The organism is Nonomuraea sp. ZG12 (assembly GCF_052068115.1).
Taxonomy (GTDB): Bacteria; Actinomycetota; Actinomycetes; order Streptosporangiales; family Streptosporangiaceae; genus Nonomuraea.
In genome coordinates, this window is the sequence record NZ_JBQHCW010000016.1 from 24,804 (window position 1) to 49,773 (window position 24,970).

A 24,970-nucleotide genomic window follows, 5' to 3' on the forward strand; every position below is an offset into this window, starting at 1 on the left:
CGCACACTGAGGGGATGCTGCGGAAGTTCGGTCATGTCCTGGCGCTGCTGGCGCTGCTCGTCGCCGAAGTGATCGCGCTCGCCTCGTCGGTGCTCACGCTGATGCTGACCTTCGGCCTGGGCATGGTCTTCCTCTTCCCGCCGCAGGTCCGGATGATCCGGTGGGTGACGAGGACGACCAGGCGCGTGGTGCACGCCTCCACCGGGGTCACGATCGAGCCTCCGTACCTGCCCAAGCCGCCGCCTCCCCAGCCGCAGCCCGACGGCATGTACCGGTCGAACCGCACGCTCTACAAGACGCCGCGGATGCCGGCCTGGAACGACCGCTGGAAGTGGCTGCTCACCGACCCGGCGACCTGGCGCGACGGCCTGTGGCTGGCGCTGGACCCGATGGTCAAGGTGCTGCTGGTGCCGCTGTTCATCCTGCTTCCGGGCCGCGGCCTGCGGGTGTACGCGCTGTGGTGCGAGGTGCTGCTGGCCGCGACCGCGGCCAGCCGCCTGGCCGGCCAGGTCAACCACCTCAGCAGGGTACGCAACCTCGCCGTGGACACGCAGGCGGCCGAGATGCGCAGGATCGAGCGTGACCTGCATGACGGCACCCAGGCCAGGCTGGTGGCGATCGGCATGACGATCGGCGCCGCCGAGCAGCTCATGGCCGCCGACGCCACCGCGGCCAAGGCGCTGATGGCCAAGGCCAGGGAGGCGTCCGCGGAGACGCTGACGGAGCTGCGCCGGATCATCCGCGGCATCCACCCGCCGGTGCTGGCCGAGCGCGGGCTCGCGGACGCCGTGCGGGCGCTGGCGATGGACAGCCCGCTGCGGGTGACGGTGGAGGCGGACCTGCCGAACAGGCCGGAGTCCCCGGTGGAAGCGGCTGCCTACTTCGCGATCAGCGAGCTGCTGGCCAACGCCGCCCGGCACGGCAAGGCCAAGACGGTGGCGATCGACATCAGCTGCAACGGCCCCAACCTGCGCATCACGGTGGCCGACGACGGCTGGGGAGGCGCCGACCCGGCGAAGGGCAGCGGGCTGGTCGGCATCGAGCGCAGACTGGCGGCCTTCGACGGGGTGTTAGCGATCAACAGCCCGCCCGGCGGCCCCACCACGGTCACCATGGAGCTGCCGCGGGTGCTGCCCGAATACTGGGCAGGCGAGTTGTCCAAGCTGCCGCGCTGGAAGCTGGTGACCGTGGTGGCCCTGCACTCGACGGCCTGGTGCCCGATGTTCCCGCAGGGGATCGTGGCCGCCATCTTCAAGATCTTCGGTGTTGACGAGAAGACCTGGTTCCTCGCCCTGCACCTGCCGGGGCCCTGGCAGTGGCCGGTCATCGCGCTCATGATCGCGCTCGGCACGACCATGTACGTGGTGGCCATGGCGATACCCGCGCTGCACGAGAAGAAGGGGGGCCCGGCGTGCTAGACGGCACCGAGCCGCCTATGGTGCACGACGTGCCCCTCCGCGTGCTCATCGCCGAGGACCTCTACCTGCTCAGAGAAGGGCTGGTCCACCTGCTGCAGGCGCACGGCTTCCAGGTGGTCGCGGCCGTGGAGAGCGGCCCGGAGCTCCTCAGGGGCCTGCTGGAGCTCCGCCCCGACGTCTCCATCGTGGACGTACGGCTGCCGCCCACGTTGACCGACGAAGGGCTGCAGGCCGCGCTGGCCGCCCGCAAGGTGGTGCCCGGCCTGCCGATCCTGGTGCTCTCCCAGCATGTCCAGCAGCTCTACGCCCGCGAGTTGCTGGCCGACGGCTCCGGCGCGATCGGCTACCTGCTCAAGGACCGGGTGTTCAACGCCGAGCAGTTCATCGACGCGGTCCGGCGGGTCGCCGCGGGCGGCACCGCGATGGACCCGGAGGTGATCGCGAAGCTGCTGGCCAGCAACGCCGCGCACGAGCCGCTGGCCGCGCTCACGCCGCGCGAGCGGGAGGTGCTTGAAGCCATGGCGGAAGGGCGCTCCAACGCCGCCATCTCGCAGCGCCTCTACCTCAGCGAGAGCGCCGTGGCCAAGCACACGGCCAGCATCTTCGGCAAGCTCCGCCTGGCCCCCTCCGACGACGACAACCGCCGGGTGCTGGCCGTTCTCGCCTACCTCAACAGTCGCTGAGGAGGACTCTTGTCGGTGCTCTCGGCTATTTTCTAGAGGGCACGCCGAGAGAAAGGGTGGATCAGGTGAAAATCCGGGTTAACCGCGATGTCCTGGCCGAGGCGGTCGCGTGGGCCGCCAGGGTCCTGCCCAGCCGCCCTGTGACGCCGGTGCTGTCCGGGTTGCTGTTGGAGGCGGGCGAGGAGCTGAGCCTGTCCGCGTTCGACTACGACGTCTCGGCCCGCGCCACGGTCGACGCCGACGTGGCCGAGACGGGCAGCGTGCTGATCCCCGGCCGGCTGCTCGCGGAGATCAGCCGGAGCCTGCCGGCCGATGACGTCGAGATCGTCACCGAAGGGTCCGAGGCGGTGCTCACCTGCGGCAGCGCCGAGTTCGGCCTGATCACCATGCCCGTCGAGGACTTCCCGACCATGCCCACGATGCCGCCGAGCATCGGCGCGATCGGCGGCGGCGTCTTCGCCCTGGCCGTCGGGCAGGTCGCGCCGGCGTCCAGCCGCGACGACACCCTCCCCATGCTCACCGGCATCAGGGTCGACATCGACGGCGACTCGATCACGATGGCCGCGACCGACCGCTATCGCATCGCCGCCCGCGACTTCGCCTGGCGTCCGGTCGGCCCCGACACCTCGATCTCCGCCATGGTGCCCGCCCGGGTGCTGGTGGAGGTGGCCAAGTCACTGCGTGGCGGCGAGGTGTCGGTGGCGCTGGGCGACGGTGTGGCCGGGTTCGAGAGCGTCGGCCGCAGCACCACGGTCCGGCTGCTCGACGAGCAGTTCATCGACTACCGCACCCGGCTGACCGCCGACTGGTCGATCAGGGCCGACGTGCGGGTGGCGCCGTTCGTGGCCGCCATCAAGCGGGTGGCGCTGGTGGCCGAGCGCAACACCGCCATCAGGCTGTCGTTCAGCCAGGGGCAGGTGCTGATCCAGGCGGGCGGTGGCGACATCGGCCGCGGCGCCGAGGTGGTCGAGTGCGAGCTGCGCGGCGACGACATCCAGATCGCCTTCCAGTCGCAGTTCCTCCTCGACGGCCTGACCGGCATCGACAGCGAGCTGGCCCGCCTCAACATGGAGTCGCCGACCAGGCCGGCCCTGATCCAGGACGTTCCCGGCGACGCCGAGCCGGCCTTCCGCTATCTGGTGATGTCACTGCGGCTGAGCTGACCGCCCCGCCACCAGCCTGTAGACCCGCTTGAACTCCGCGTAGGCCTCCTCGCCCACGGCCCGCGCGTGCCGCTCCTCGATGGCGGCCACGATGGCGTCCGAGCGGGCCATCTCGTCGAGCCCTTTCGCCGTGGGCACGACCAGCTTGGCCCGGCGGTCGGCCGGGTCCGGCTGCCGCTCCACGTAGCCCAGCGCGACCAACTCGTCCACCAGCGTCCCGATGACCTGCTTGTGCTGGCCTGACTGCGCGGCCAGATCGGTGGCCCTGCTGCCCTGCTCGTCCAGATAGGCGAGCACGGCCCCATGGCGCGGCCTGAGCTCCGGATGCCCCTGCTCGGCGAGGGTGGTGAACAGCTCCTTCTGCAGGCCGAACAGCGTGCGGCCGCTCAGGATGCCGAGGTCGGGATCGGCTTGCTTACGTTCACTGCGGCGCACGGCCACGTCCTCCAAATGGTCACTAATTTTGACTGTCACTATTTCTTACCATATTCTGCTCGTATGACGACAACGGTAGAACTCACCCGCTTCCGGGTGCCTCCCGAGCGCGCTGACCAGCTACTGGCGGCACGACCGGGCATGATCGCGGACTTCCGGGCCGACCGCGCCGGCTTCCTCGGCGCCCGGCTGGTCCGCCTGCCCGACGGCGAGTGGCTCGACGTCGTGGAGTGGCGATCGCCGGACGACTTCACCGCCTCCCGGGCCAAGGGGGCCAACCTGCCGGGTATCCGCGCCTTCTTCGACCTGATCGCCGAGGTGGTGTCCACGGAAGAGGGCACCACGCATGAGAGCGAGATCTGACATGACCACCTTGATCACCGGTGCCACCGGGAACGTCTCCGGCGCACTCCTGCGCGCCCTGCCCAGCACGGACGACGTCCGGGTGCTGGTCCGCGATGCCGCAAAAGCGCCCGCCGGCGTCGAGGTCGCGGTCGGCGACCTGGACCGGCCACAGACGTTGCGGGAGGCGTTCAAGGGCGTGGACGTGCTGTGGTTGCTGACCGCGATGGGCCCCCAGGCGCCGCATGCGAGCATGAACGCCGTATGGGCGGCCCGCCAGGCCGGCGTGCGGCACATCGTGCGCATGTCGGCGATCGGCGCCGCCCACGACGCCCCCACACGCAACGGCCGCCTGCACGCGCTGTCAGACGCCGAACTCGCCGCCTCCGGGCTCGGCTGGACCATCATCCGACCGGCGTTCTTCATGCAGAACCTCTTCGGCTCGGTGAGCGGCGACACGCTCTACGGCCCCACCGGAGAGGGCCGGATCGGCTTCATCGATGTCCGCGACATCGCCGAGTTCGCCGCCGAGGTGCTGAGCGATCCGGCGGTTCACCACGGCAGGACCTACACCATCACCGGCCCGCAGAGCATCTCCCTGCGCGAGGCGGCCGCCCGGCTGACCCGCGTCCACGGCACGCCCATCGGCTACGAGCCGGTGTCGCCGGAGGCGGCTCACCAGGCGATGCTCACGGCGGGCCTCCCGGAGTGGCAGGCGGAGGTCAACGTCGAGTACGCCCAGGCGTACGCGTCCGGTTGGGGCGACTACACCACCCCCGACTTCGCGCAGGTGGTCGGCCACCAGGCCCGCACGTTCGAGGACTTCGCCGCCGACCACGCCGAGCGGCTGCGCTCGTGACTAGGCGTCGGTCAGGGCGATGAGGATGTGCTCCATGCACGCGTGGCCGGCCCGCTCCGCGGCGGTGGCGTCGCCGGCGGCGATGGCGCGGGCTATCGCGTCGTGCGGGATGTAGCTCTTGTTGAGCGAGGTGCCCGCCGCGGTGATGCTGGCCCGCAGCGCGGCCGAGAAGTCCTCGTACAGGTCGATGAGCACGAAGTTGTGCGTGGCGTGCGCGACGGCCATGTGGAAGGCCAGGTCGGCCTCGACGAAGAGGTCGGGGTCGTCGGCCTCCCAGGCCTTGTCCCGCTGGGCGAGCGCGGCCTCGATGAGGACGATGTCCTCGTCGGTGCGCCGGGTGGCGGCCAGGCGAGCGGCCTCGATCTCAAGAGCCCGCCGCACCTCCAGGATCTCCAACTGCTCGGCCTGCCGCAGCCGCCTGAGCATGGCCCCCGAGAGCTCGCTCGTGGCGCGGACGTAGGTGCCGTCACCCTGCCGGCACTCCAGGAGCCCGGCATGAGTGAGCGCGCGCACGGCCTCGCGAACGGTGTTACGTCCGACCCCTAGCTGCTCCGCGAGCACGGTCTCGGTCGGGATCTTGCCGTTCATCGGCCACGACGCTGAGGTGATCTGCTCCTTGAGCTGGTCGATCACTTGATCAACCAGCGAAGCCCGCTGCGCTGTACGCAGACTCACAGTCGCGCCTCCTCCGGGGGAAACCAATCATCCTATGAGTCAATGACTGGAGAACCCTAGTCTACTCCAGGCATGAAGAAGACGGCCTGGAGCCCCCCGGAGGTCAGTGGGAAAGTGGGGCGTCGACCGTGAGCCCGGCCATCGTCGAGCGGACCCCGGCGGCTTCGAGGGCCTTGCGATAGGCGGCCGTCTGCTGGGTGCGATCTCCCACCTGGCCGTACAGGTCGCCGAGCTCGCGCCAGCAGCGGGCGGCCGGCCGGTCGGAGCCGAACACCTGCCGGTCGCGGTCGGCCAGCAGGGTGCGGGCCTTGCCGAGGTGCGTGGCCGGGTCGCCGCCCAGACCGAGCGCGACCGTGGCGAGCACCAGGTTGGCCTCGGCCGGGGCCGTGCCGGGAGCGTCGGGCAGCAGGGCGAGGGCCTCGCCCGCGAGCTTGCCCGCGAGCGCGGCGTCGCCGGCCCGCAGCTGGACCCTGGCGCGCACGATGAGGCTCTCGCCGTGCTCGCGCTCCCTGCCCGTGGCCGTGGCGAACGTGTGCGCCGCGGCGCCGGACAGCCGCTCCGCCTCACTCAGGGGAGCGCTCTCCAGTCGGGCCCAGTGCATCGCGGTCCTGGCCAGCTGTAGCGCGAGCCGCTCCTGACGGCCGGCGTTGACGGCGTCGTCGGCCAGCCGCACGGCCAGCGCGGAGTCGTCGCCCGCGGCCGCCGCGCTGCTCGCCTGCCAGAGCGCGTGAATCTCTCCGGAACGGTCCACAATTTCAGGAACCCCGGCGACGTCCAGCACCTTCTTGACATACGCGAGCTCGGCGGACTGCCCCTCACGGTCGCCGCGCGCCACGACCAGCGCGGCGGCCAGGTCGATGGCGATCTCGCCCTGGGTGATGGACATCTGCTCGGCCTGCTCCAGCGCCTTGCAGGCTAGGTCACGGGCCCGCAGCCGGTCGCCGGCCCGCTGGTAGCAGCGGCTCAGCGCGACGGTGAGCGGCAGGTCCGCCAGGCGCTCGGGGTGCGCGGCGGCCTCCCTGCGCAGGCGCTCGAACGCCTCGACCGCCTGGCCGAGCCGCCCCTGCGCCTCCAGGGCACGCGCTCTGCCCAGTCGCGCGTGCGCCGTGAGCATGGCGTTGTCCTCGTCGGCCGCCTTCACGATCTCCGTGTAGCGCTCGGCGGCCACGCCGGGATCGCCGTGCTGTAGCTCAAGCTCCGCGTGACGCAGGCCGAGCTCGGTGTCGATGCGCTGCCGAGGCTCGATCCCGTGCAGGAGGAACTCGGTGGTGCACCCCAGCCTTTCGGCGAGGAGCCGTGCGACGACGGGAGTCGGTGTGCGCTTACCCGACTCAATGAGCGAGACATAACTGTCCGACAGGTCGGGTCCGGCCAGCTGGGCCTGCGACATGCGCCTGTTCAGCCGCAATCCTCGGACGCGGTCACCGATGGTTCCCTGACTCGGCATCTCATCTCTCAAGGCGGGGAAGGGTCAACAACACGCAATGATTGCATGAAGTAGCCGAATCGGGTATCCCCGCGTGAAGAATTCTCCAAGCGGAGATTAATCGTCGCCGTCGTCCTTGCCTGGGAAAAGCATCTGGCAGACCTCCAGGTAGAGGGTCTCCGGATACGGAATGTACTCGACGTTCGACAGGGCCTGGTCCTGACCCGCGGACTCGAGGATGAACTCTCCGTAACCGAGCATGCGCCCAACCAGAGATCTTTGGAAGCTCATGTCGGTGACTTTTCCGATCGGCATCATCGCGACCTTGCGCGTGATGAGGCCCGTGGTCAAGAGCATCCGTTTCGAGGTAACCACAAAGTAGTCGACCGACCACTCCGCGACTTTCCAGACAAAACGGATCAATAGCAGCAACCAGAGCCACCACACGACCACGAGAGCCGTGCCACCCCCCGCGCTTCCGCCGAAGAACCTGCTGAGCAGTCCGGCGATGATCAGGCCGCCGAACACCTCGGCGATCGGACGCAGCAGCACGGCGGGGTGACGCCGCACCATGATGACCTGTTGTTCGTGGGGGAGGAGGTAACGGTTGACCGACGACGGAGCAGAGTCCCCGTGGGTCACAAGTCTCATGCGAGTTGGTTCACGAATTGAGCCAGTGAGTCTGCCGCGTTGAACACGGTGTCGAACGCCCCTCTGACCGCGTCAGCGGCATCAGATGGTCGTGCGAACAGGTAGTACGCGACAAACGCGACACCACCGTATGTCAGGACTTTTTTGACCTGCACTGTCGCCTCCGTACACTTACCCACTCCGCCCGCCATATACATTACCCACCCTGGAGCCCGGGTAAAGGTGGCATCGCGAGCTAGTTTCGATCTTGCCTAGCCACGTTCGCTGGCCACCAGGGCCAGAACGTGGAGATGCTTGCGCGCGATCCGCTCGACGAGACTCGGATGCGCGTAGCCTGTGACCTCCAGCGCGCCGTAGTGCGCCGCGTCCACGCAGCGCGTTACGGTGGCAGCGGAGTGGACGCCCGCGAACTCCTCGCGAAGCGCCGTCTCCACTTCCGCGTACGGATTCGGATCCGCCTCGGTGCGATCGTTCACGAGAACACCCCGGCGATCGGACAAACGCTCATCCTGCTCCCCCACCAGCGGAAGTTGCCTTCCTCGCTCTTCGTACCCATGCAAACACAGTATGTAACGAAGAGGGTGCTCCGCGTGATGGAAAAGGGCCTGTCAGGCCACGCCGTAGAGGCGGTCCCCCGCGTCGCCGAGGCCCGGCACGATGTAGCCGTTCTCGTTGAGCCGCTCGTCGAGCGCGGCCGTCACCACCCGGATCGGCTTGCCGCTGTTGGCGAACACCTCGTCCATGTGCGCCAGGCCCTCAGGCGCGGCGAGCAGGCACAGGGCGGTGACGTCGACCGCCCCCCGGTCGAACAGGAACTGCACCGCCGCCGACAACGTGCCGCCCGTGGCCAGCATCGGGTCCACGACGTAGCACTGCCGCCCCGACAGGTCGTCCGGCAGCCGGGTGGCGTACGTCTCGGCCTGCAGCGTCGACTCGTTGCGCACCATGCCCAGGAACCCGACCTCCGCCTTGGGCAGCAGCCGGGTCATGCCGTCGAGCATGCCCAGCCCGGCACGCAGGATCGGGACGACCAGTGGGTACGGCTTGGCCATCCGCACGCCGTTGGCCGTGGCCACCGGGGTCTCCACGGTCACGTCGGCGACCCGTACATCTCGCGTGGCCTCGTACGCCAGCAGCGTCACCAACTCGTCCGCCAACCGGCGGAAAGTGGGCGAGTCGGTGCGGACATCGCGCAGCGCGGTGAGCTTGTGAGCCACGAGCGGATGGTCGACGACGAGGGTTTCCATAAAGGACAACGCTATCTTGTGTGGAACGTACCGACACGATGCGTCCGCTGTTTTGATCACAATTTGGTCGGAGGGGCACGCGCCGGCCGGTCAGGTCTGGAACGATTGGAAACCGAAGAGGCTCTGTACTGACAGGGTCGGGTGTGGGGGATCGCGATGACAGACGAAGACGCACTTGATTTCGCCATCGTGGTCTATCTCGAGGACGACTGCTGGGACGCCGAGCTGCTGCCTGCCGCGCTCACGTCCGATCTGCACGGGCTGATCAAGGCCCTGCGTCAGCAGCCGAGCGAGAGCGGCACGATTGGCCTGGTCGCCGTGGGGGATGAGTTCTTCGTGGCGCTGCGCGTACTCGGCGAACGGGTCGATGTCTTCCTCTCCGACATCGCCGCGTCGTGGGATTTCCCGCTGGCCGAACAGGTTCTCGACTACCTCGACGTGCCAATTCCCGACGAGGACGAGCTCGACGAGATCCTCCAGGACGAGGACACCGCGCTGCCCGCCGGCGACCTGTCGATCTTCGCTGACCTCGGACTGGACGAGATGGAGCTGGGCATTCTCTCCGGCGACGTCGATCTGCTGCCCGACGAGGTGCTGTCCAGCATCGCCGCACGGCTCGGCTTCTCCGAGCCGTTCGAGCGGGCCATCGAATCGGTCTTCGACTGACCCCCTGGAGCGCACATGGCGAACACCTTCTCCGCGGCCTTCGTCAAGACCTCCGGCGGCTGGAGCGGCGCCGAGGTCGACCTGCGTGATTCCGAGATCGTCGACGACTTCGGCGACGCCGTGGTCGAGGCGCTCGGCCTGGCCGGCGACGAGCTCGCGCTGCTCTGCGTCGAGGTGGAGGACGAGTGGTTCTCCATCGTCCGCTACCGCGGCGACGACGAGCCCCGCGTGTTCCTCTCCGACGCCCACGCGATCCTCTCCGACCACCTCGGCGAGCTGTTCGCCGAGTTCGCGGGCGTGGCTCCCGACAAGGAGGCCACCGAGCTCGGCGTGCGCCCGGCAGGCGACTTCGAGCTGCTCAGCGACCTGGGCGTGACCTCCGAGGAGCTGCTGGAGCTGAGCATGGAGGAAGGGATGCTGCCGGCCGACATCCTCTCGGTGCTGGCCGAGCGGCTGTCCTTCGCCGACGAGCTCGACCGCTTGCGGTGAACCACGCGGACGCGATGCGTCTCGCCCTGGACGAGGCCGCCGCCGCGGGAGCCAGGGGCGAGGTGCCCGTCGGCGCCGTGGTGCTCGGCCCGCTCGGCGAGGTCCTCGCCGCCGCCGGCAACGACCGCGAGAGCGCCGCCGACCCCACCGCGCACGCCGAGGTGCTCGCCCTCAGGCAGGCCGCCCGGCGGCGCGGCCAGTGGCGGCTGACCGGCTGCACGCTCGTCGTCACGCTCGAACCCTGCACCATGTGCGCGGGAGCCGCCGTCCAGTCGAGGATCGACAGGATCGTGTACGGCGCGGTCGACGACAAGGCGGGAGCCGTCGGCTCGCTCTGGGACGTCGTCAGGGACCGCAGGCTCAACCACCGCCCCGAGGTCGTCATGGGCGTGCTGGCCGAGGAGAGCTCCGCGGTTCTCAAGAAGTTCTTCGCCACTCGGCGGATCCGGTAAGCTCGTCGACGGTGGTGTCGCCTAGTGGCCGAGGGCGCACGCCTCGAAAGCGTGTGATGGGGCAACTCATCCGTGGGTTCAAATCCCACCACCACCGCCACCCGAAAGGGCCCCCGATCTCTCGGGGGCCCTTTTCGTTCACTGAGCCGACCATCCTCGCCACCTGTCGACCGTGATGGTGACGACAGGCCCCTCCGGCGGCCGGTCCCGATACTGCTCATAACGATCCGCCAGCCGCTCGATCCATCGAGCGGGATCCCCGGCGATGGCGGCCCGGCCGTCGGCTCTGACCCACCACAGGCGTGACCAGTCGTCGTCGTAGTGGTCGACCAGCAGGCAGACGCGGTCGTTCTCGGCGATGTTTCGCAGCCGCCGGAGGTGCGTGGTGGTCTTCGGCTTGTGGTCGACGGCGAACGCGATCACGTCCCCGTCCACGGCGAACACGATCGGCACGAGATGCGGGGTCCCGGCCGTGTCCGCGGTGGCGAGCGTGGCCGTCCGCGCCGCTACGAAACGTTCGCGAGCGGTTGCCTGGTCCATGGATGCCATTGAACCGCGAGCGGTTTCGGGTCAGCTCGGCAGTTCGAGAACTCTGGCGTGCAGGATCGAGCGCTGGTGCAGGGCCGCGCGCAGTGCCCGGTGCAGGCCGTCCTCAAGGTAGAGCTCGCCCCGCCACTGGACGACGTGGGGGAACAGGTCGCCGTAGAAGGTGGAGTCGGCGGCGAGCAGCGAGTGCAGGTCCAGCATGGCCTTGGTGGTGATCAGGGAGTCGAGCCGGACCTGCCGCGGGGGTATCTGGGCCCACTCGCGGTTGGACGTGCCGTGTTCGGGATAAGGGCGTCCGTCGCCGACGAGCTTGAAGATCACCCCACTGATTTTAGGCGTGATTTCGATTACTTGCGTTCTCGGCGGAGATCAAACCAGCTCGTCGGCCGTGCATCCGGCGGAATTTCCGGTTGCGTATCCGCGCTGGAAGGCGGCCACGCGCTGTTTCGAGCTGCCGTGCGTGAACGACTCGGGATCGACCCTGCCACCGCTGCGCCCCTGAATCCGGTCGTCGCCCACGGCGGCCGCCGCGTCGAGCGCCTCGGCGATCTCGGTGTCGGTGAACGGCTTTTCGTAGAAACCGCCTTCGTAGGCGTTCTTGGCCCACACGCCCGCGTAGCAGTCGGCCTGCAGCTCGACCGCCACCGAACTGCCGCCTTCCAGGGCGCCGAGCAGGTTCTGCACATGGTGGCCGTACTCGTGGGCGATCACGTACGCCTGCGCGAAGGGGCCGCCCTGGGCGCCGAACCGGCTCCGCAGCTGGTCGAAGAAGCTCAGGTCCAGGTAGACGCGCCGGTCGCCGGGGCAGTAGAAGGGGCCGACGGAGGAGTCGGCGGCCCCGCACGCGGTGCGCACGCCGCCCGAGTACAGCACGGTCTTGGCCGGGCGGTAGGTCGGCAGCTCGGTCTTCCAGTAGTCCTGGATGCTGTTGACCACGCCCACGACCTGGCACTTCTCCGTCTGGTCGGCGTCCTTGCCCGTCTGGCACCGCTCGGCCAGGTTCGCCGGGGGCTGTCGCTGGGCGGGTTCGACGCCGCCGCCCACGTTGTTCAGGACGAAGACCAGGACGAGCGCGATCAGGCTGACGATGCCTCCGCCACCCATGATCACGCCGCGCGGGAACCTGCCGCCGCCTCCTCCGCCGGCATCCTCGACCTGTGAGGAGTCGAGGTTGACGTCGTCCCTGAAGTCCATGGCGTGTCCCTTCCGCTGGGGTTGCCAGGTGGCGACTTCCCCGAAAGGGAGGTCGGAATGCCTCTGGCCCCGGCCAAGGGCTCAGTCAAGGCTTGCCCTTAATATGCCGATATGACGGGTGGAATGTTAGGGATCGCCCTGGTCTCTCTGGGCATGGTTCTCACACCAGGGCCGAACATGATCTACCTGGTCTCCAGGTCGATCACCCAAGGCCGCAAGGCGGGGCTCATCTCGCTCATGGGCGTCTTCCTGGGTTTCACCACCTATTTGACGGCCACCTGCCTGGGCCTGACGGCCATCTTCGCCTACGTGCCGGCCGCGTACACCGCACTGAAGCTCGCCGGCGCCGCCTACCTGCTCTGGCTCGCCTGGAACGCGGTCAAGCCGGGCGGCACCTCGGCGTTCGAGACCCGCGAGCTGCCTGTCGAGCCGGCCCGCAGGCTGTTCGCCATGGGCCTGTTCACCTGCCTGCTGAACCCCAAGATCGCAATTCTGTACCTGTCTTTGCTGCCGCAGTTCATCGACCCCGCCATGGGCCATGTCCTGCTGCAGAGCCTGGTGCTCGGCTCGGCGCAGATCGCCGTCGGCACCCTGGTCAACGGCCTGATCGTCATCTCGGCGGGTGGCCTGGCCGCCTTCCTCGCCAGCAGGCCGCTGTGGGTGCGCGCGCAGCGCTACTTCATGGGCACCGTGCTCGGCGGCATGGCCGTCCACCTCGCCACCGACCGCTCCAAGGCCCTCACGACGGCCTAGCCCTCTGGATAGGCACTCAGGGAGGTTTCAGGGTCGTCCCGGACGCTGCTCCGGCCGCCTTGCAGGAGACTCGGTGCCATGAGCATTCGGAGATCAGGTGTGGTCGCGGGATCGCTGGCGCTCGCGGCGCTGTTGACGGGATGCGGTCTCGCCGGGCCCGTCAACAGTGACACGGCGTCCTACGACGTCGCGGACAAGGTGACCGCGATCGAGGTCGAGACCGACTCGGGCCAGATCGAGGTGATCGAGTCCGCCCGGGCGGGCATCCACGTGACCGAGCACCTCACCTGGCAGAAGAGGAAGCCCACCACCACCCACGAGACGCGGGGCGGCACCCTGGTGCTCACCTTCACCTGCCCCGGTGGCTGGATGGCCGGCAACTGCGACGTCGGCTACCAGGTCGAGATCCCCCGGGGGCTGCGCGTCAAGACCGTCAGCGACTCGGGCAAGGTGACGCTGCGGGATCTGTCCGGCGACGTCGAGGCAACCACCGACTCGGCCGCGATCGAGGCCGACGGGCTCATGGGCAAGCAGGTCGTCTCCAAGACCGACTCGGGCGCCGTCACCCTCGCCTTCGCCGCCCGGCCCGGCAAGGTGGAGACGTCGACGGACTCGGGCGCCATCACCCTCGCCTTCGCCGCCCCGCCCGACAAGGTCGAGACGTCGACGGACTCGGGCAAGACCGTGGTACGGGTGCCCGAAGGCCCGTACAACGTCGTGTCCACCACCGACTCCGGCAACGAGCAACTGAACACCGTTCACGACCCCTCGGCCCCGCGCTCGCTCACCCTGACCAGTGACTCCGGCGACATCGCCATCCTGCCTTCCTGATCCCGGGGTCTCGGCAAGAGAGGAAAGCGTGTGGGAGATCATGAGATCGAGCTGCGGCAGGATGTGGTGATCAAGCGATACGGATCGACCGGCCATGACCAGCCCGAGCGGGAATGGCGAGCCCTGGAGCTGCTCCACGCGTACGTGCCTGGGCTGGCGCCCGCCCCGGTGAGCGCCGAGCCGGACGCCGACCCGCCGACCGTGGTGATGTCCAGGCTCGCCGGCGCCGCCGTACGTGGACCGATCGGCGGGCACATGGCCGACGCCCTGGCCGGGGCCGTGACGAGAGTCCAACACGCGATTCCTCGGCCCGTGCTGGAGCGGGTGCCGGCGCGTGCCGGACATCCGGTCGAACTCCTCCGGCAAGTACGAACCTGGTCCGCGACGGTTCATCCCGACGGAGACCCTGCGGTCGCTGACGTGCTCGGCCAGGCTGCGAGCTGGGTGGAACAGCCGAGGCTGGAGGAGCTGCTGGCGCGGCCCGGCACTCCGGTGTTCGGCACCGGCGACGGGAACCTGGCCAACTACCTGTGGGACGGAACCGATGTCCGCGTCATCGACTTCGAGTACTCCGGCCGCAGCGACCGTGCCTTCGAACTGGCCGAGGTCATCGAGCACATCTCGGTCTGGCGCGACGGCCCCGCCGGCATGACCGCCGTACTGGAGCGCCTGGACCTGACCGCTGAGGAGGCTGGCAGACTCACCGAGTGCCGTCGCCTGCTCGCGCTGTACTGGCTGCTGCGGACTCGCGGGGACACCCGGGCCGATCAGGCGAAGCGGATGTCGGCTCTGCTGTAGATGCCTCCCTCCAGCTCTGCAATACCTCACCTGGCTACTGAGCAGGGCGAGGACCGCGAGCAGGTAGCTGGGCGTCCGAGCCCGCAGCAGACGGCGGCACTTCGGCAACGAAGAACAGGAAGCTGAGTTTTCCCGAGAAGTCATCGAATTCGTCGGGGAACAGCTCACGGACGGCCGGGTCGAGTTGCGGCTCGCTGATGACGGCAAGGCGGAACCCGGCGGTGGTGAAGGCATCGGTCATCGCGTGCAACGGCCTGCGCCAGAAGGTCATCGGGAAGGACCGTCCGTTGAACGTCCATGCGTCGGTGTAGCTGGTGGTCGCGAAATAGTCGGGCCGAGGACTCTGGATCATGTAGTCCACGAAAGGATGGTGCACCGACGCGATCAGTCGGCCGCCGGGCCTGAGCACGCGCCGCATCTCGGCCAGCGTCGGCGCCCAGTCCTCCAGGTAGTGCAGCACCAGCGACGCGACCACGTCGTCGAACGCCCCGTCGGCGAACGGCAGGCGGTCGCCGAGGTCGACCACGCGCAGGTCCGTGTCGTCACCGAGCCGCCGCCTGGCCAACGCCAGCATCCCGGCGCTGGCGTCGACGCCGGTGACGACGGCACCGCGGTCGCGTAGGGCAGCGGACAGGGGGCCTGAGCCGCAACCGGCGTCCAGGATCCGGCGACCGGTCACATCCCCGGCGAGCGTGACGATCGCGGGCCGGGCGTAGTGCGCGTTCAAGATGTTGTTCTCGGTCTCCGCGGAGTACGCCTCGGCGAAGCCGTCGTAGTCATTCACCCGGGCCGGATCCGCAGCGCGGGTCGCGGCCGAACCCCGGGCAGAACGCCGTGTCGCAGAATCTTCGGGCACCTCGGTCACGCGGTCCATCGTCGTAGCCTAGCGATCTGGCGAAGCGATGCCCTGATCATTTCCAGCGGCGTGATCGCCTATCCGGCGGGGCGTCAGGCAGGCGGCGCCAGTCGCCGTACCCGATCAAGAAGTGCGTCGTCCAGATCCCCTACCAGCGCCCCGTTGTTCACCGAAGGCCGGCAATGGGAAAGGATGCGCACCCAGGCCGGCGGTCCCTCCGCATAGCCGAATTGCAGAAGGAACGGCTCCCGTCGTCCACCGCCGACTTCCTGGCACGTGTTCCCGCCCGGTTCGGCGTCCAGCGAGTTCAGCCCCGCTGCCAGCTCGCGCGCCTGCTGCTCTCCATGCTCCAGCCCGCGAGATGGGCGGGGTGTGGAGTTCCCATTGAGGCCATCTCGACAGATCAGCACCTTGATCGCCCCATCGGGCACCATCTGCTCATTCTGTCCCCGCCGTCGGGTCGCCGGGTCGCAAGGGTCCTTCGGCGGGAGGAGTGCCCAGGTGCCGGTGCGGTAGGCAGCGGTGATGCTGGGCCCGACGTACGAATCGCTGACGACCGTGCCATTGGTGGTCGTGACGCAGGAGTTGACCTCTTCGGCGCTGCCCACCCACAACGCCTGGCCGTCGGGGTAGGCGAACCGGATGAGGTAGTTGGTCATCTGCCCGCCCACCACGGTGCAGAGTTTCTCGAGGCGATCGGTGGTGACCGGAAGGTAGCCCAGGTCGTAGGCCATCGACTTGGCCTGGTCGGTCAAGATCCGTGATCCGGCGAGTGACTCCCCGCCCGGATTCGAGTTCAGCCCGGGGTAGGCGCAGATCAACGCGCTCGTGGGCGTACCGGGGACGAGCGAGTCCTCGACTCCGTCGAGGCCGGCGGCGGCCGGCACCCAGTGGCCGATCTCGTCGCTGTCCCATCGCTGCGGACACGAAGCAGGCACCGGCGGCGCGGGCTCGCCGACCATGCCCGGAACCAGGACGACCGCGGCGAGAAGCAGGACCGCCGCCAGGACGATGCCGCTCCAATGAAGGGGCTTCACACGTTGATGACGTTGCCCGCCTACCCTCCGGTTCACCGAACGGAAGCTCGAAGCCGAGCAGTTCATCCGTTGAGACCAGAACGCCAGCAGGGGTGCGCCGTGATCACGGCGCACCCCTGCTGAACTGGCGGAGGATGGGGGATTTGAACCCCCGAAAGGTTGCCCTTTACACGCTTTCCAAGCGTGCGCCCTCGGCCACTAGGCGAATCCTCCGTCGATGAGCTTACCGGACTTCCAGAGGTGTGGTGACCATCATTTCCCGCCGCAAGCCGTACGAGATTCCCGTCGCGAAGGGCTGGAGCGAGCACTGCCGTGTCCCGCTAGACTGTGGAAGGACCCCTCGCGCGGCGTCATCCTGTGAACCTCCCCAGGGCCGGAAGGCAGCAAGGATAAGCGGGCTCTGGCGGGTGTGCGAGGGGTCTCTTCGTTGGGAGCCCCTCGCAGGCGGGATGGTCGCATGAGCCTTGCGCTTTACCGCAAGTACCGGCCCGGGACCTTCGCGGAGGTCAAGGGCCAGGAACACGTCACCGACCCGCTGCGGCAGGCGTTGCGCACGGGCCGCATCAACCACGCCTACCTGTTCAGCGGTCCCCGCGGATGTGGCAAGACCTCCAGCGCCCGCATCCTGGCCCGCTCGCTCAACTGTGAGCAGGGCCCCACGCCCGACCCCTGCGGCGTCTGCGAGTCCTGTGTCGCGCTCGGCCCGACCGGGCCCGGCCACCTCGACGTGATCGAGATCGACGCCGCCTCCCACGGTGGTGTCGACGACGCGCGTGACCTGCGGGAGCGGGCCTTCTTCGCGCCGGTGTCCGCGCGCTACAAGATCTACATCATCGACGAGGCGCACATGGTGACCCGCGAGGGTTTCAACGCGCTGCTCAAGCTCGTCGAGGAGCCCCCGCCGCACCTGAAGTTCATCTTCGCGACGACCGAGCCGGAAAAGGTCATCGGCACCATCAAGTCGCGGACCCACCACTACCCGTTCCGGCTGATGCCGCCCGCGACGCTCCGCGCGCTGCTGGAGGAGATCCTTTCCTCGGAGAGCGTCCCGTTCGAGCCGCCCGCGCTGCCGCTCGTCGTCCGGGCCGGCGCCGGATCCGCGCGTGACTCGCTGTCCATCCTGGACCAGCTCCTCGCCGGGGCCGACGACGAGGGCATCACCTACGCCAAGGCCGTCTCGCTGCTCGGCTACACCGACGGCGACCTGCTGGACGAGGTCGTCGCCGCCTTCGCCGCGCACGACGGCGCCCAGGTCTTCCACGCCGTCAACCGGGTCATCGAGGGCGGCCACGACCCTCGCCGCTTCGCCGCCGACCTCCTGGAGCGCTTCCGCGACCTGGTCATCCTCGCGAACGTCCCCGAGGCGGCCTCCAGCGGCCTGCTCGACCGCCCGGCCGACGAGCTGGAGCGGCTGGTCCAGCAGGCCGCCTCGATGGGGCCCGCCGAGCTCACCCGCGCCGCCGAGATCTTCAACAACGGCCTCACCGAGATGCGCGGCGCCACCTCGCCGCGCCTCCTGCTGGAGCTCATGTGCGCCCGCGTCCTGCTCCCGGCGGCCGCGCAGGGCGAGGCCGCCCTGCTCGTCCGCCTGGAGCGCCTCGAACGCGGCGGCGCCGTGGCGCACATGGCCGCCCGCTCAGCCGCCGCACAGGCAGGTCCCGGTACGCGAGCCGTGCAGGCAGGTCCTGGTACGCCTGCCGCTCAGGATGGTCCCGGTACGCGAGCCGTACAGGATGCTTCTGGTGCGCAGGCCGGTTCCGGCGCGCCTGCCGGACAGGATGGCCAGGCCGCGGCTGCCCACGGTGCCACCGTCAACACCCCGAGCGGGCAGGCGTTCGACCCCTCGGGGGCGGACACCCAGGCGCGGCGGGCGGCTGACGACTGGCCCGAGACGGCTCGTCCCGGGGCTCCGGCGGCGCAGCCGGCCCCTGCCGCGCCACCCGCTCACGCCCCGTCCGGTGTCACGGCGGGTGGTACGGCCACGATCCAGCAGCAGTGGCCGGTGGTTCTGGCCGCGCTGAAGCAGCGCAGCATCGCGGCCTGGTCTAACGTGAGCACCAACGCCCAGGTGGTGGGCGTCGAAGGCAACGTGGTCACGCTCGGCTTCCTGCAGGTCGGCGCGATGAAGAACTTCACCGGCGGCGGCAAGGACGCCGTGGTGGCCAGTGCGCTGGGCGACGTGCTCGGCGGCACCTGGCGGGTCGAGGCGGTGGTGGGCGGAGGTTCCGCGCCGCAGCAGATCTCACGCGGTCCCCAGTCCGGGCCGCACTCCGGGGGGCCTTCGGGCGGTCTGTCGGGTCCGCACTCGGGCGGGCCCGCGGGGCCGCATCCCGGTGGACCTTCGGGTACGCATCCGGGCGGTCCGGCCGGGCCGCATTCGGGTGGTTCCGTACGCTCATCCTCGGATGCCCATGCGGGCCAGGGTGGTGCGGCAGACGGCCACACGGGCGCTTCGGCAGACCCGCAAGGAGAGCAGCCCGGCGCGGGGTCTGGCTGGGGTGCGGGGCCATCCGGTGCGGGGCCCGGTTCGGGGCTGTCCGGTACGGCGTCCGGTTCGGGGGAGTCCGGCAGCGTGGGGACGCAGGCCGATGGTGGCGTCGCGGTGCAGACGCCTCAGGGTGTCGCCGTTCAAGCCGACGGTGCGGCGTCGCCGGCGCGGAGCCGTACGGCGATGGACGAGGCTCGTTCGACCGGTCCTTCGTCGTCGGGCGGCCCTCAGACGACGGACGAGTCCTGGCCGTCCGCCCCTGACGATCCCGGGCCGGGGTCGCCTCCCACACCCGACCCCACCCAGGCGTCGGCGGGTGCGGGGCCCCGAGGGGGAGCGGCGCCGGGCACCGGCCTGGCCGCCGCCCGTTCGGCCGCCAGAGCCGCCGCCCAGGCGGGTCCCCGCGTGGCCGGCGCACGCAAGGCACCCTCCCAGACCCCCCAGGGCTCCCAGGGCTCTCCGGCCTGGCCGGACGCCGTCCCGGGCCGTGGCAAGAACGCCTACGCCGACGACGTCGACCCGCTGAACGACGCGGGCGCCGATGTCGACGCGGCATCGGGCATGGCCCTTCTCCAGCGTGAGCTGGGTGCCCAGGTGATCGGCGAAATCGACCACTGACGCCTCACGGCAATACGGACGATTCCTGACACCTCTGGGCACTGCGGGATCGCCGATCTCCGATCACGGCGAGTGGGACGACCCCACTCGCGCCTCATGTCAGGGCGAGATCGACCACGCCTGACGCCGCACGCTGCGGCGAGATCGTTGATCTCGGACGCTTTTCGCCATGGACGGTTCTTCGGGTGAAGGTGCGAGCGCATGGCGTTGACCGGAGGTGCCGGACGGCTCGGGTGGGCATGCAGGTCCCCGGTTCGTATCGCCCGCTGCTGTCGGGCTTGCCGACGACCTCGTTTCTGCTCGGAACCGCGCTGAAGGTCCTCGTCACCGTCCGGGAGCCGGCTGCGGCTTGTCCTCGGCCGCCGGCTCGTCCCGGTCGGCCGCTCCCGCCTGGTCGTGGGGGGTCGTGCGCTGAGGTGTGGGCGGTGTCTGGGTGATGGAGGCGAGGAGGGCTAGTTTGTCGGCGTTGTCGGTGCCGGGGCCCGGGTGGTAGATGACGAGCGTCCGGCCGGGCGCGCCGCCGATGCCCAGCCTCTCCCGGTGCAGGTGCAGGCCACCGACCTGGGGGTGGTCGATGCGCTTGGGGGCGCCTTCGCACGCCTCTACGTCGTGGCGGGCCCAGAGGCGGCTGAAGCGGGGGCTGGCGAGGGAGAGCTCTCCGACGAGCTCGATGAATCGGGGGTCGTCCGTGTCGGTGCCGACGGAGTCGCGGAAGCCCGCGACCATGCCCCCGGTGGCGCTCTCCCAGTCGGGGTAGAGGGCCTGCTCGGCGGGGTCGAGGAAGATGTCCCGCAGGCGGTTGCCTCCCGCCACGAGGCGCGGTGACAGGGCGGTCGCCAGGGCGTTGGCGGCCAGGACGTCGAAGTAGCGGCCCTCGACGTAGGCGGGAAGCGGGAGCGTGGCGACGAGCTGGGTGATGCCGGGAGGGACGGTCTCCTTCCGGGGCCGGCGTCGGCGCCGGCGGGGTTTGTCGGCGCCCAGGCGTAGCAGGTACGCCGTCGCGTCGTCGTCGAGTCGCAGCACGCGGGCGAGGGACTCCAGGACCTGCACGGAGGGGTTGCGGTCGCGGCCCTGCTCCAGGCGCAGGTAGTAGTCGGCGCTGATGCCGGCGAGCATCGCGACCTCTTCCCTCCGCAGGCCCGGCACGCGCCGTAGCCCCAGAACGGGGATGCCGGCCTGCTCGGGGGTGACGAGCTCACGGCGGGCACGCACGTAGTCGCCCAGCGGGTTCGGTTCGTCGCGCATCTCTCCACCGTAGTTCGCGCGACCGGGTGGGTGCCTGGTCCTGTCACCCCCAGGATCGCGGGGGCTCTGGCTCCGGTGGAGCACGGGCGGCAGCGTGGTCTGCGGCCCATCGAAAAGGAGCGAATCATGTCAACATATCTGCTGGTCCACGGTGCCTGGCATAGCGGGCAGTGCTGGGAGCGGGTGGTCCCGTTGCTGGCGTCGGCCGGACATCGGGTGATCGCGCCGTCGCTGACCGGGTACGGCGACAAGGCGCATCTGCTCGGCCCCGAGGTGGGGCTCGACACCCACGTCGACGACATCGTCAGTCTGATCACCGAGGAGGACCTCACCGAGGTGGTCCTGGTGGGACACAGCTACGCCGGGCTGGTCATCTCGTCCGTGGCCAACCAGGTCCCGGATCGGATCGCACGCTTGGTCTACCTCGACGCGATGGTCCCGGAGGACGGCGAGAGCGCGGTCGATGCCCAGCCCGTGACCCAGACCCTGATCGACCTCGCCGTGAAGTCCGGCACCGGCTGGCGGGTGCCGCCGCTCCCCGAGAGGCCGCCGCCCTTCGGCCTGTTCGGGGTGACCGACCCGGCGGATGTCGCCTGGTTGCGCGCGATGCTGTCGGATCAGCCGGTGCGCTGCCTCCAGCAGCCGGTCCGGCTGGACAACCCGGCCGTGAACGCGATCCCACGGGCGCACATCCACTGCACCGCCGGCGTGCCGGAAGGCATCACCCGTCGGCCCGTGCCCGCGATCCAGCCCAACGGCGACCCGGCACAGGTGTGGGAGCTGGCGACCGGCCACGACTGCATGATCACTGTGCCGGCCGAGCTCACCGACCTCCTGCTCAAGCTGGGCTGACCGGCCGGGCGAGCCGCTAGCTGGTGCGGAGGCGGGCGCGGGCGGCGGCGGCCCGGGGATCGGCCGGGGGGAGGGCCCTGATGATGCGTTCGAGGACCTGGAAGTCCTCGCGGCCGTTGGCGGTCTGGGCGTAGGCCCACAGGTCCTGGGGGGAGCCCCGCTGGAGGAGGCAGGTGCGGACCTGGACTTCGAGCTCGTCCCGTTCGCGGCGGATCTCGGGGGACTCTGAGCGGGGCAGCAGGGGGCCGGGGTAGGCGCGGGCCAGGGAGGCGGGGTCGTTGGCCGTCAGCAGGCGGCGTAGGTCCAGGAAGTCCGCTTCCACGGGAGAGGTCAGGTGGTACGGCTTGGCGTCGATCGCGGCGCCGAGCTGGGCGCGCAGGCGGTGGATCTCGGCTCGGATGGTGACCGGGTTGCCGTCGTCGCCGTACAGGTGGAAGGAGAGCTGCTCGGCGGTCAGGCCGCGCGGGTGGAGGGCGAGCAGGGCGAGGATCTCGGCGTGGCGGAGGGAGAGCGGGAGCTTGCGACCGCTGAGGACGGCCGAAGGCGGGCCGTCGCCGAGGAGGCTGAGGGTGAGCGGGGGCGGCGGGGCGTCGGGGGTGGGGCACAGGAGGTAGCCGTCGGAGTAGGGCTCCAGGAGCGCCACGCGGCCGTCGCGGAGGATCATGCGCTCGCCGGTGGCGGGCAGTTCGATGCGGTCGCCCAGGTGGCCGGCCGGGTCGCCGGCGATGACGCGGCCGCTGGGGGAGAGCAGGATGGCCGAGCCGCAGCGCGCGGACTCGTAGCGGCGGCGCAGGGACTCGTCGCGCTCGTGCATGTGCAAGGTGAGCTGGGTCTCGGCCAGCCTGGCCGTGGCGCCCACCAGGGCGATGGTGGCGGGGTGGAGGCTGGGGGCGGTGCCGCTGACGTCGACGCAGCCGAGGATCCGACCGGTCTCCGGGTCGGTGATCGGGGCGGCGCTGCACGACCAGATGTGCAGCACACGCATGAGGTGCTCTTCGGAGTAGACGTGCACCGGCCGCCGGGTGGCGAGGGCGGTGCCGATGCCGTTGGTGCCGACGGTGTCCTCGGACCAGCGGTGCCCATCGGCGAGGCCCACGCGGTCGGCGCGGCTCAGGGTGGTGGGGTGGCCGTCGCGCCACAGGACCAGGCCCTGGTCGTCGGTCACGACCATGATGTGCTCGCTGTCGTTGGCCGCCTGCTGGAGCGTCTGGGTGAGCAGGGGGAGCAGCGGCTGGAGCGGGTGGGACTCGCGTACCTGGTCAAGGTGGGCGGGGCCGTAGGCGAGGGGGGCGGCCGTGGCGTCGGGATCGATGCCGGCGGCCAAGGAGCGTCGCCAGGACGCGCTGATCAGCCTGCGGGGCACGGTGGGCGTCAGTGCCTCTGACGTCACCGTCTCGTGCGCCGTGCGCAGAAGGCGGGAGTATGCGTCAAGGTGAGCGTAACTCATCGGCCACTCCAAGTAATCAACGCCTATGGCGAGCATCCGTGGTGCGGGCCTGCCTGCGCAACCCGTTCGGGGGATTGCTTAGGGTGATTGAATCATCGCAACGTGTGTGCAACGTTCTCGTGGCTAGCGTTCCGGTGCAACGCGTCGGCGTGGTGCGGCCGCTCCGGTCGACGTGCGGCCGGGTCTCGGGCACTGGAGGGGGGCCGGGACCCGGCCAGACCGGAGCCGTGCGAAACACCTGTATGCCCCCAGTACATGACGAGGCACAAACACCGTAGGCTCGTGGCAGTCAAGAACCGGAGCCACGAGGAGCGCACGACGGTGAACCCAGGGGATGTCAACCTGCAGCAGCTGCTGGAGCAGGCACAGCTCATGCAGCAGCAGCTTGTGAGCGCCCAGCAGGAGCTCAACGACGCGCAGATCGAGGGCTCGGCCGGCGGCGGCCTGGTCACGGCCGTCGTCAACGGCTCGGGCGAGCTGCTCGAGCTCAAGATCGATCCGAGCGTCATCGACGCCGCCGACCCGCAGGACACGGCCGACACGATCGCCGATCTGGTGATCGCCGCCGTGCGCGACGCGGTCAGGGCGGCGGCCGATCTGCAGCAGGAGAAGCTCGGTCCGCTGGCCCAGGGCCTGGGCGGCGGCGGCCTCGGCCAGTTGCCAGGGTTTTAGACGATGTACGAAGGGGTCGTCCAGAACTTGATCGACGAGCTGGGCCTGTTGCCCGGCGTCGGTCCCAAGAGCGCGCAGCGAATCGCGTTCCACCTGCTGGCGGCCGATCCTGCCGACGTCAAGCGGCTGGCGCACGCGCTGTTGGAGGTCAAGGAGAAGGTCCGGTTCTGCCGGACGTGCGGCAACGTGGCGGCCGAGGAGGAGTGCCGCATCTGCCGCGATCCGCGCCGCGACACGCACGTGATCTGCGTGGTGGAGGAGTCCAAGGACGTCGTCGCGATCGAGAAGACGCGCGAGTTCCGCGGCACCTACCACGTCCTCGGCGGCGCGATCAGCCCGATCGACGGCGTCGGTCCCGAGGACCTGCGCATTCGTGAGCTCATGACCAGGCTGGCGGACGGCCGGATCACGGAGCTCATCCTCGCCACGGACCCCAACCTTGAGGGTGAGGCGACGGCTACTTACCTGGCCCGTCTGGTCAAACCGATGGGCATGAAAGTGACACGACTGGCCAGCGGTCTGCCTGTCGGCGGTGATCTCGAGTACGCCGACGAGGTGACCTTGGGCCGCGCGTTCGAGGGACGGAGGCTGCTGGATGTCTGACGAGTGGAGCGCCCTGGCGGAGGAGATCGCCGGACACGCCCAGAACTATGTGGACGGCCTGGCGAGGGTGGCCGGCGGCGAGGGGGGCGACGCCATCTGGTCGCTGCTCCTCGTCGAGGTGGCGCAGGTGAGCCTGGCGGGAGCCAAGCTCGGCGCCAACCAGGACGTGATCCTCTCCGGCAACTACGAGCCCCCGCTGGGCGAGGATCCCGACATCGACGGGGTGCGCACGGCGCTGGGCGAGTTGCTGGAGGCGGTGGACGACTACGCCGAGGTGTTCGATCCGTACAAGGACACCTCCGTGACGCCCTACCGGCTCTCGGACGACCTGACGGCGGTCGCCGCCGACCTCATCCACGGGCTGCGCCACTATCAGGCGGGCCGGCCGCACGAGGCCCTGTGGTGGTGGCAATACTCCTACTTCAACACCTGGGGCAACCACGCGGGCGCGGCCATGCGCGCGCTGCAGGCCCTGGCCGCGCATTCGCGGCTGGACGTGGCGGAGGAGGCCACCACCGCCTAGG

General features: G+C 69.8%; 29 protein-coding genes, 2 tRNA genes and 1 other RNA gene. 18 read left to right on the top strand and 14 right to left on the bottom strand.

All coding sequences use genetic code 11. From position 1 onward, the window contains the following. Positions 1–14: 14 nt before the first annotated feature. From ACTMTF_RS32850 to dnaN, 3 genes are all read left to right on the top strand, one after another. The gene (locus tag ACTMTF_RS32850) at positions 15–1,418 is read left to right on the top strand and encodes a sensor histidine kinase (RefSeq protein WP_441114174.1); all 1,404 of its coding nucleotides are present in this window, start codon (positions 15–17) and stop codon (positions 1,416–1,418) included. A 29-nt stretch (positions 1,419–1,447) separates the two neighbouring features. Continuing rightward, on the top strand, positions 1,448–2,101 hold the full coding sequence (locus ACTMTF_RS32855) for a response regulator (protein ID WP_441114175.1): 654 nt from the start codon (positions 1,448–1,450) through the stop codon (positions 2,099–2,101). 65 nt (positions 2,102–2,166) lie between these two features. Next, a complete protein-coding gene (gene dnaN / locus ACTMTF_RS32860; protein WP_441114176.1) occupies positions 2,167–3,264 on the top strand; it encodes a DNA polymerase III subunit beta in 1,098 nt (365 codons plus the stop codon). On the opposite strand, the gene ACTMTF_RS32865 is transcribed toward dnaN, so the two are convergent. Then, entirely contained in the window at positions 3,247–3,699 is a 453-nt protein-coding gene (locus tag ACTMTF_RS32865; protein WP_441114177.1) for a MarR family winged helix-turn-helix transcriptional regulator, read from the bottom strand. The two genes, dnaN and ACTMTF_RS32865, sit on opposite strands and share 18 nt — an antisense overlap. 63 nt (positions 3,700–3,762) lie before the next feature. Here ACTMTF_RS32865 and ACTMTF_RS32870 point away from each other — a divergent pair, with 63 nt between their 5' ends. Both ACTMTF_RS32870 and ACTMTF_RS32875 read left to right on the top strand, forming a co-directional pair. After that, positions 3,763–4,062 carry an antibiotic biosynthesis monooxygenase family protein gene (locus tag ACTMTF_RS32870; protein WP_441114178.1) on the top strand — a complete coding sequence of 100 codons (300 nt, stop codon included), beginning with the start codon at positions 3,763–3,765 and terminating at the stop codon, positions 4,060–4,062. 1 nt (position 4,063) lies between these two features. After that, positions 4,064–4,900: an SDR family oxidoreductase gene (locus ACTMTF_RS32875; RefSeq protein ID WP_441114179.1), complete on the top strand. Its 837-nt coding sequence runs from the start codon at positions 4,064–4,066 to the stop codon at positions 4,898–4,900. On the opposite strand, the gene ACTMTF_RS32880 is transcribed toward ACTMTF_RS32875, so the two are convergent. From ACTMTF_RS32880 to upp, 5 genes are all read right to left on the bottom strand, one after another. Beyond that, positions 4,901–5,575: a FadR/GntR family transcriptional regulator gene (locus tag ACTMTF_RS32880; protein ID WP_441114180.1), complete on the bottom strand. Its 675-nt coding sequence runs from the start codon at positions 5,573–5,575 to the stop codon at positions 4,901–4,903. Positions 5,576–5,678: 103 nt separating this feature from the next. Further along, positions 5,679–7,022 carry a helix-turn-helix domain-containing protein gene (locus ACTMTF_RS32885; protein ID WP_441114181.1) on the bottom strand — a complete coding sequence of 448 codons (1,344 nt, stop codon included), beginning with the start codon at positions 7,020–7,022 and terminating at the stop codon, positions 5,679–5,681. Between the two features lie 96 nt (positions 7,023–7,118). Next, the gene (locus tag ACTMTF_RS32890; RefSeq protein ID WP_397015658.1) at positions 7,119–7,652 is read right to left on the bottom strand and encodes a PH domain-containing protein; all 534 of its coding nucleotides are present in this window, start codon (positions 7,650–7,652) and stop codon (positions 7,119–7,121) included. Positions 7,653–7,903: 251 nt separating this feature from the next. Further along, positions 7,904–8,128 (bottom strand): hypothetical protein, encoded by a 225-nt coding sequence (locus ACTMTF_RS32895; RefSeq protein WP_189137508.1) that lies wholly within the window; start codon positions 8,126–8,128, stop codon positions 7,904–7,906. A gap of 132 nt (positions 8,129–8,260) precedes the next feature. Further along, positions 8,261–8,899 (bottom strand): uracil phosphoribosyltransferase, encoded by a 639-nt coding sequence (gene upp / locus ACTMTF_RS32900; RefSeq protein ID WP_441114182.1) that lies wholly within the window; start codon positions 8,897–8,899, stop codon positions 8,261–8,263. A 156-nt stretch (positions 8,900–9,055) separates the two neighbouring features. Here upp and ACTMTF_RS32905 point away from each other — a divergent pair, with 156 nt between their 5' ends. The 4 genes from ACTMTF_RS32905 (at position 9,056) to ACTMTF_RS32920 (ending at position 10,606) form a co-directional block, all read left to right on the top strand. Further along, positions 9,056–9,565, top strand: coding sequence for a tRNA adenosine deaminase-associated protein (locus ACTMTF_RS32905; RefSeq protein WP_441114296.1), 510 nt, complete (start codon positions 9,056–9,058; stop codon positions 9,563–9,565). 15 nt (positions 9,566–9,580) lie between these two features. Then, on the top strand, positions 9,581–10,054 hold the full coding sequence (locus ACTMTF_RS32910; protein ID WP_441114183.1) for a tRNA adenosine deaminase-associated protein: 474 nt from the start codon (positions 9,581–9,583) through the stop codon (positions 10,052–10,054). Further along, positions 10,051–10,506 (top strand): tRNA adenosine(34) deaminase TadA, encoded by a 456-nt coding sequence (gene tadA / locus ACTMTF_RS32915; protein WP_441114184.1) that lies wholly within the window; start codon positions 10,051–10,053, stop codon positions 10,504–10,506. The genes ACTMTF_RS32910 and tadA overlap by 4 nt, the downstream gene beginning before the upstream one ends. Positions 10,507–10,516: 10 nt before the next feature. Then, a tRNA-Ser gene (locus tag ACTMTF_RS32920) sits at positions 10,517–10,606 on the top strand. A 38-nt stretch (positions 10,607–10,644) separates the two neighbouring features. On the opposite strand, the gene ACTMTF_RS32925 is transcribed toward ACTMTF_RS32920, so the two are convergent. The 3 genes from ACTMTF_RS32925 to ypfJ are packed head-to-tail and all read right to left on the bottom strand — an operon-like array spanning position 10,645 to position 12,246. Continuing rightward, positions 10,645–11,046, bottom strand: coding sequence for a TIGR03668 family PPOX class F420-dependent oxidoreductase (locus tag ACTMTF_RS32925; protein WP_441114185.1), 402 nt, complete (start codon positions 11,044–11,046; stop codon positions 10,645–10,647). A gap of 30 nt (positions 11,047–11,076) precedes the next feature. After that, positions 11,077–11,373: a type II toxin-antitoxin system VapB family antitoxin gene (locus tag ACTMTF_RS32930; RefSeq protein ID WP_189137501.1), complete on the bottom strand. Its 297-nt coding sequence runs from the start codon at positions 11,371–11,373 to the stop codon at positions 11,077–11,079. Between the two features lie 48 nt (positions 11,374–11,421). Next, positions 11,422–12,246 (bottom strand): KPN_02809 family neutral zinc metallopeptidase, encoded by an 825-nt coding sequence (gene ypfJ, locus ACTMTF_RS32935; RefSeq protein ID WP_441114186.1) that lies wholly within the window; start codon positions 12,244–12,246, stop codon positions 11,422–11,424. A 153-nt stretch (positions 12,247–12,399) separates the two neighbouring features. Between ypfJ and ACTMTF_RS32940 the strand changes: the two genes are divergently transcribed. The 3 genes from ACTMTF_RS32940 to ACTMTF_RS32950 all read left to right on the top strand — a co-directional run bounded on the left by ACTMTF_RS32940 (position 12,400) and on the right by ACTMTF_RS32950 (position 14,628). Beyond that, positions 12,400–12,999, top strand: coding sequence for a LysE family translocator (locus ACTMTF_RS32940; RefSeq protein WP_441114187.1), 600 nt, complete (start codon positions 12,400–12,402; stop codon positions 12,997–12,999). A 78-nt stretch (positions 13,000–13,077) separates the two neighbouring features. Next, positions 13,078–13,830, top strand: coding sequence for a DUF4097 family beta strand repeat-containing protein (locus ACTMTF_RS32945; protein WP_441114188.1), 753 nt, complete (start codon positions 13,078–13,080; stop codon positions 13,828–13,830). A 30-nt stretch (positions 13,831–13,860) separates the two neighbouring features. Continuing rightward, positions 13,861–14,628 carry a phosphotransferase family protein gene (locus ACTMTF_RS32950; protein WP_441114189.1) on the top strand — a complete coding sequence of 256 codons (768 nt, stop codon included), beginning with the start codon at positions 13,861–13,863 and terminating at the stop codon, positions 14,626–14,628. 34 nt (positions 14,629–14,662) lie between these two features. Here ACTMTF_RS32950 and ACTMTF_RS32955 read toward each other — a convergent pair whose 3' ends face one another. The 3 genes from ACTMTF_RS32955 to ACTMTF_RS32965 form a co-directional block, all read right to left on the bottom strand. Then, positions 14,663–15,502 carry a class I SAM-dependent methyltransferase gene (locus ACTMTF_RS32955; RefSeq protein ID WP_441114190.1) on the bottom strand — a complete coding sequence of 280 codons (840 nt, stop codon included), beginning with the start codon at positions 15,500–15,502 and terminating at the stop codon, positions 14,663–14,665. 74 nt (positions 15,503–15,576) lie between these two features. Next, entirely contained in the window at positions 15,577–16,635 is a 1,059-nt protein-coding gene (locus ACTMTF_RS32960) for a hypothetical protein (RefSeq protein ID WP_441114191.1), read from the bottom strand. 11 nt (positions 16,636–16,646) lie between these two features. Further along, positions 16,647–16,734 (bottom strand) — tRNA-Ser (locus ACTMTF_RS32965). A 118-nt stretch (positions 16,735–16,852) separates the two neighbouring features. On the opposite strand from ACTMTF_RS32965, the gene ffs reads away from it, so the two are divergent. Both ffs and ACTMTF_RS32975 read left to right on the top strand, forming a co-directional pair. After that, an RNA gene (ffs, locus tag ACTMTF_RS32970) (signal recognition particle sRNA small type) lies at positions 16,853–16,948 on the top strand. A gap of 30 nt (positions 16,949–16,978) precedes the next feature. Further along, a complete protein-coding gene (locus tag ACTMTF_RS32975; protein ID WP_441114192.1) occupies positions 16,979–19,627 on the top strand; it encodes a DNA polymerase III subunit gamma and tau in 2,649 nt (882 codons plus the stop codon). Between the two features lie 324 nt (positions 19,628–19,951). Here the strand turns inward: ACTMTF_RS32975 and ACTMTF_RS32980 are convergent, their stop codons facing one another. Then, entirely contained in the window at positions 19,952–20,872 is a 921-nt protein-coding gene (locus ACTMTF_RS32980) for a helix-turn-helix domain-containing protein (protein ID WP_441114193.1), read from the bottom strand. Positions 20,873–20,998: 126 nt separating this feature from the next. On the opposite strand from ACTMTF_RS32980, the gene ACTMTF_RS32985 reads away from it, so the two are divergent. Then, positions 20,999–21,724 (top strand): alpha/beta fold hydrolase, encoded by a 726-nt coding sequence (locus tag ACTMTF_RS32985; protein ID WP_441114194.1) that lies wholly within the window; start codon positions 20,999–21,001, stop codon positions 21,722–21,724. A gap of 16 nt (positions 21,725–21,740) precedes the next feature. Here the strand turns inward: ACTMTF_RS32985 and ACTMTF_RS32990 are convergent, their stop codons facing one another. Continuing rightward, a complete protein-coding gene (locus ACTMTF_RS32990; protein WP_441114195.1) occupies positions 21,741–23,171 on the bottom strand; it encodes a GAF domain-containing protein in 1,431 nt (476 codons plus the stop codon). A 321-nt stretch (positions 23,172–23,492) separates the two neighbouring features. Here ACTMTF_RS32990 and ACTMTF_RS32995 point away from each other — a divergent pair, with 321 nt between their 5' ends. The 3 genes from ACTMTF_RS32995 to ACTMTF_RS33005 are packed head-to-tail and all read left to right on the top strand — an operon-like array spanning position 23,493 to position 24,969. Next, complete coding sequence (locus ACTMTF_RS32995; protein WP_101787598.1) at positions 23,493–23,843, top strand: YbaB/EbfC family nucleoid-associated protein; 351 nt, start codon at positions 23,493–23,495, stop codon at positions 23,841–23,843. Between the two features lie 3 nt (positions 23,844–23,846). Then, positions 23,847–24,446, top strand: coding sequence for a recombination mediator RecR (gene recR / locus ACTMTF_RS33000; protein ID WP_441114196.1), 600 nt, complete (start codon positions 23,847–23,849; stop codon positions 24,444–24,446). Continuing rightward, positions 24,439–24,969 (top strand): DUF5063 domain-containing protein, encoded by a 531-nt coding sequence (locus ACTMTF_RS33005; protein WP_397015692.1) that lies wholly within the window; start codon positions 24,439–24,441, stop codon positions 24,967–24,969. The genes recR and ACTMTF_RS33005 overlap by 8 nt, the downstream gene beginning before the upstream one ends. Position 24,970: the final 1 nt, after the last annotated feature.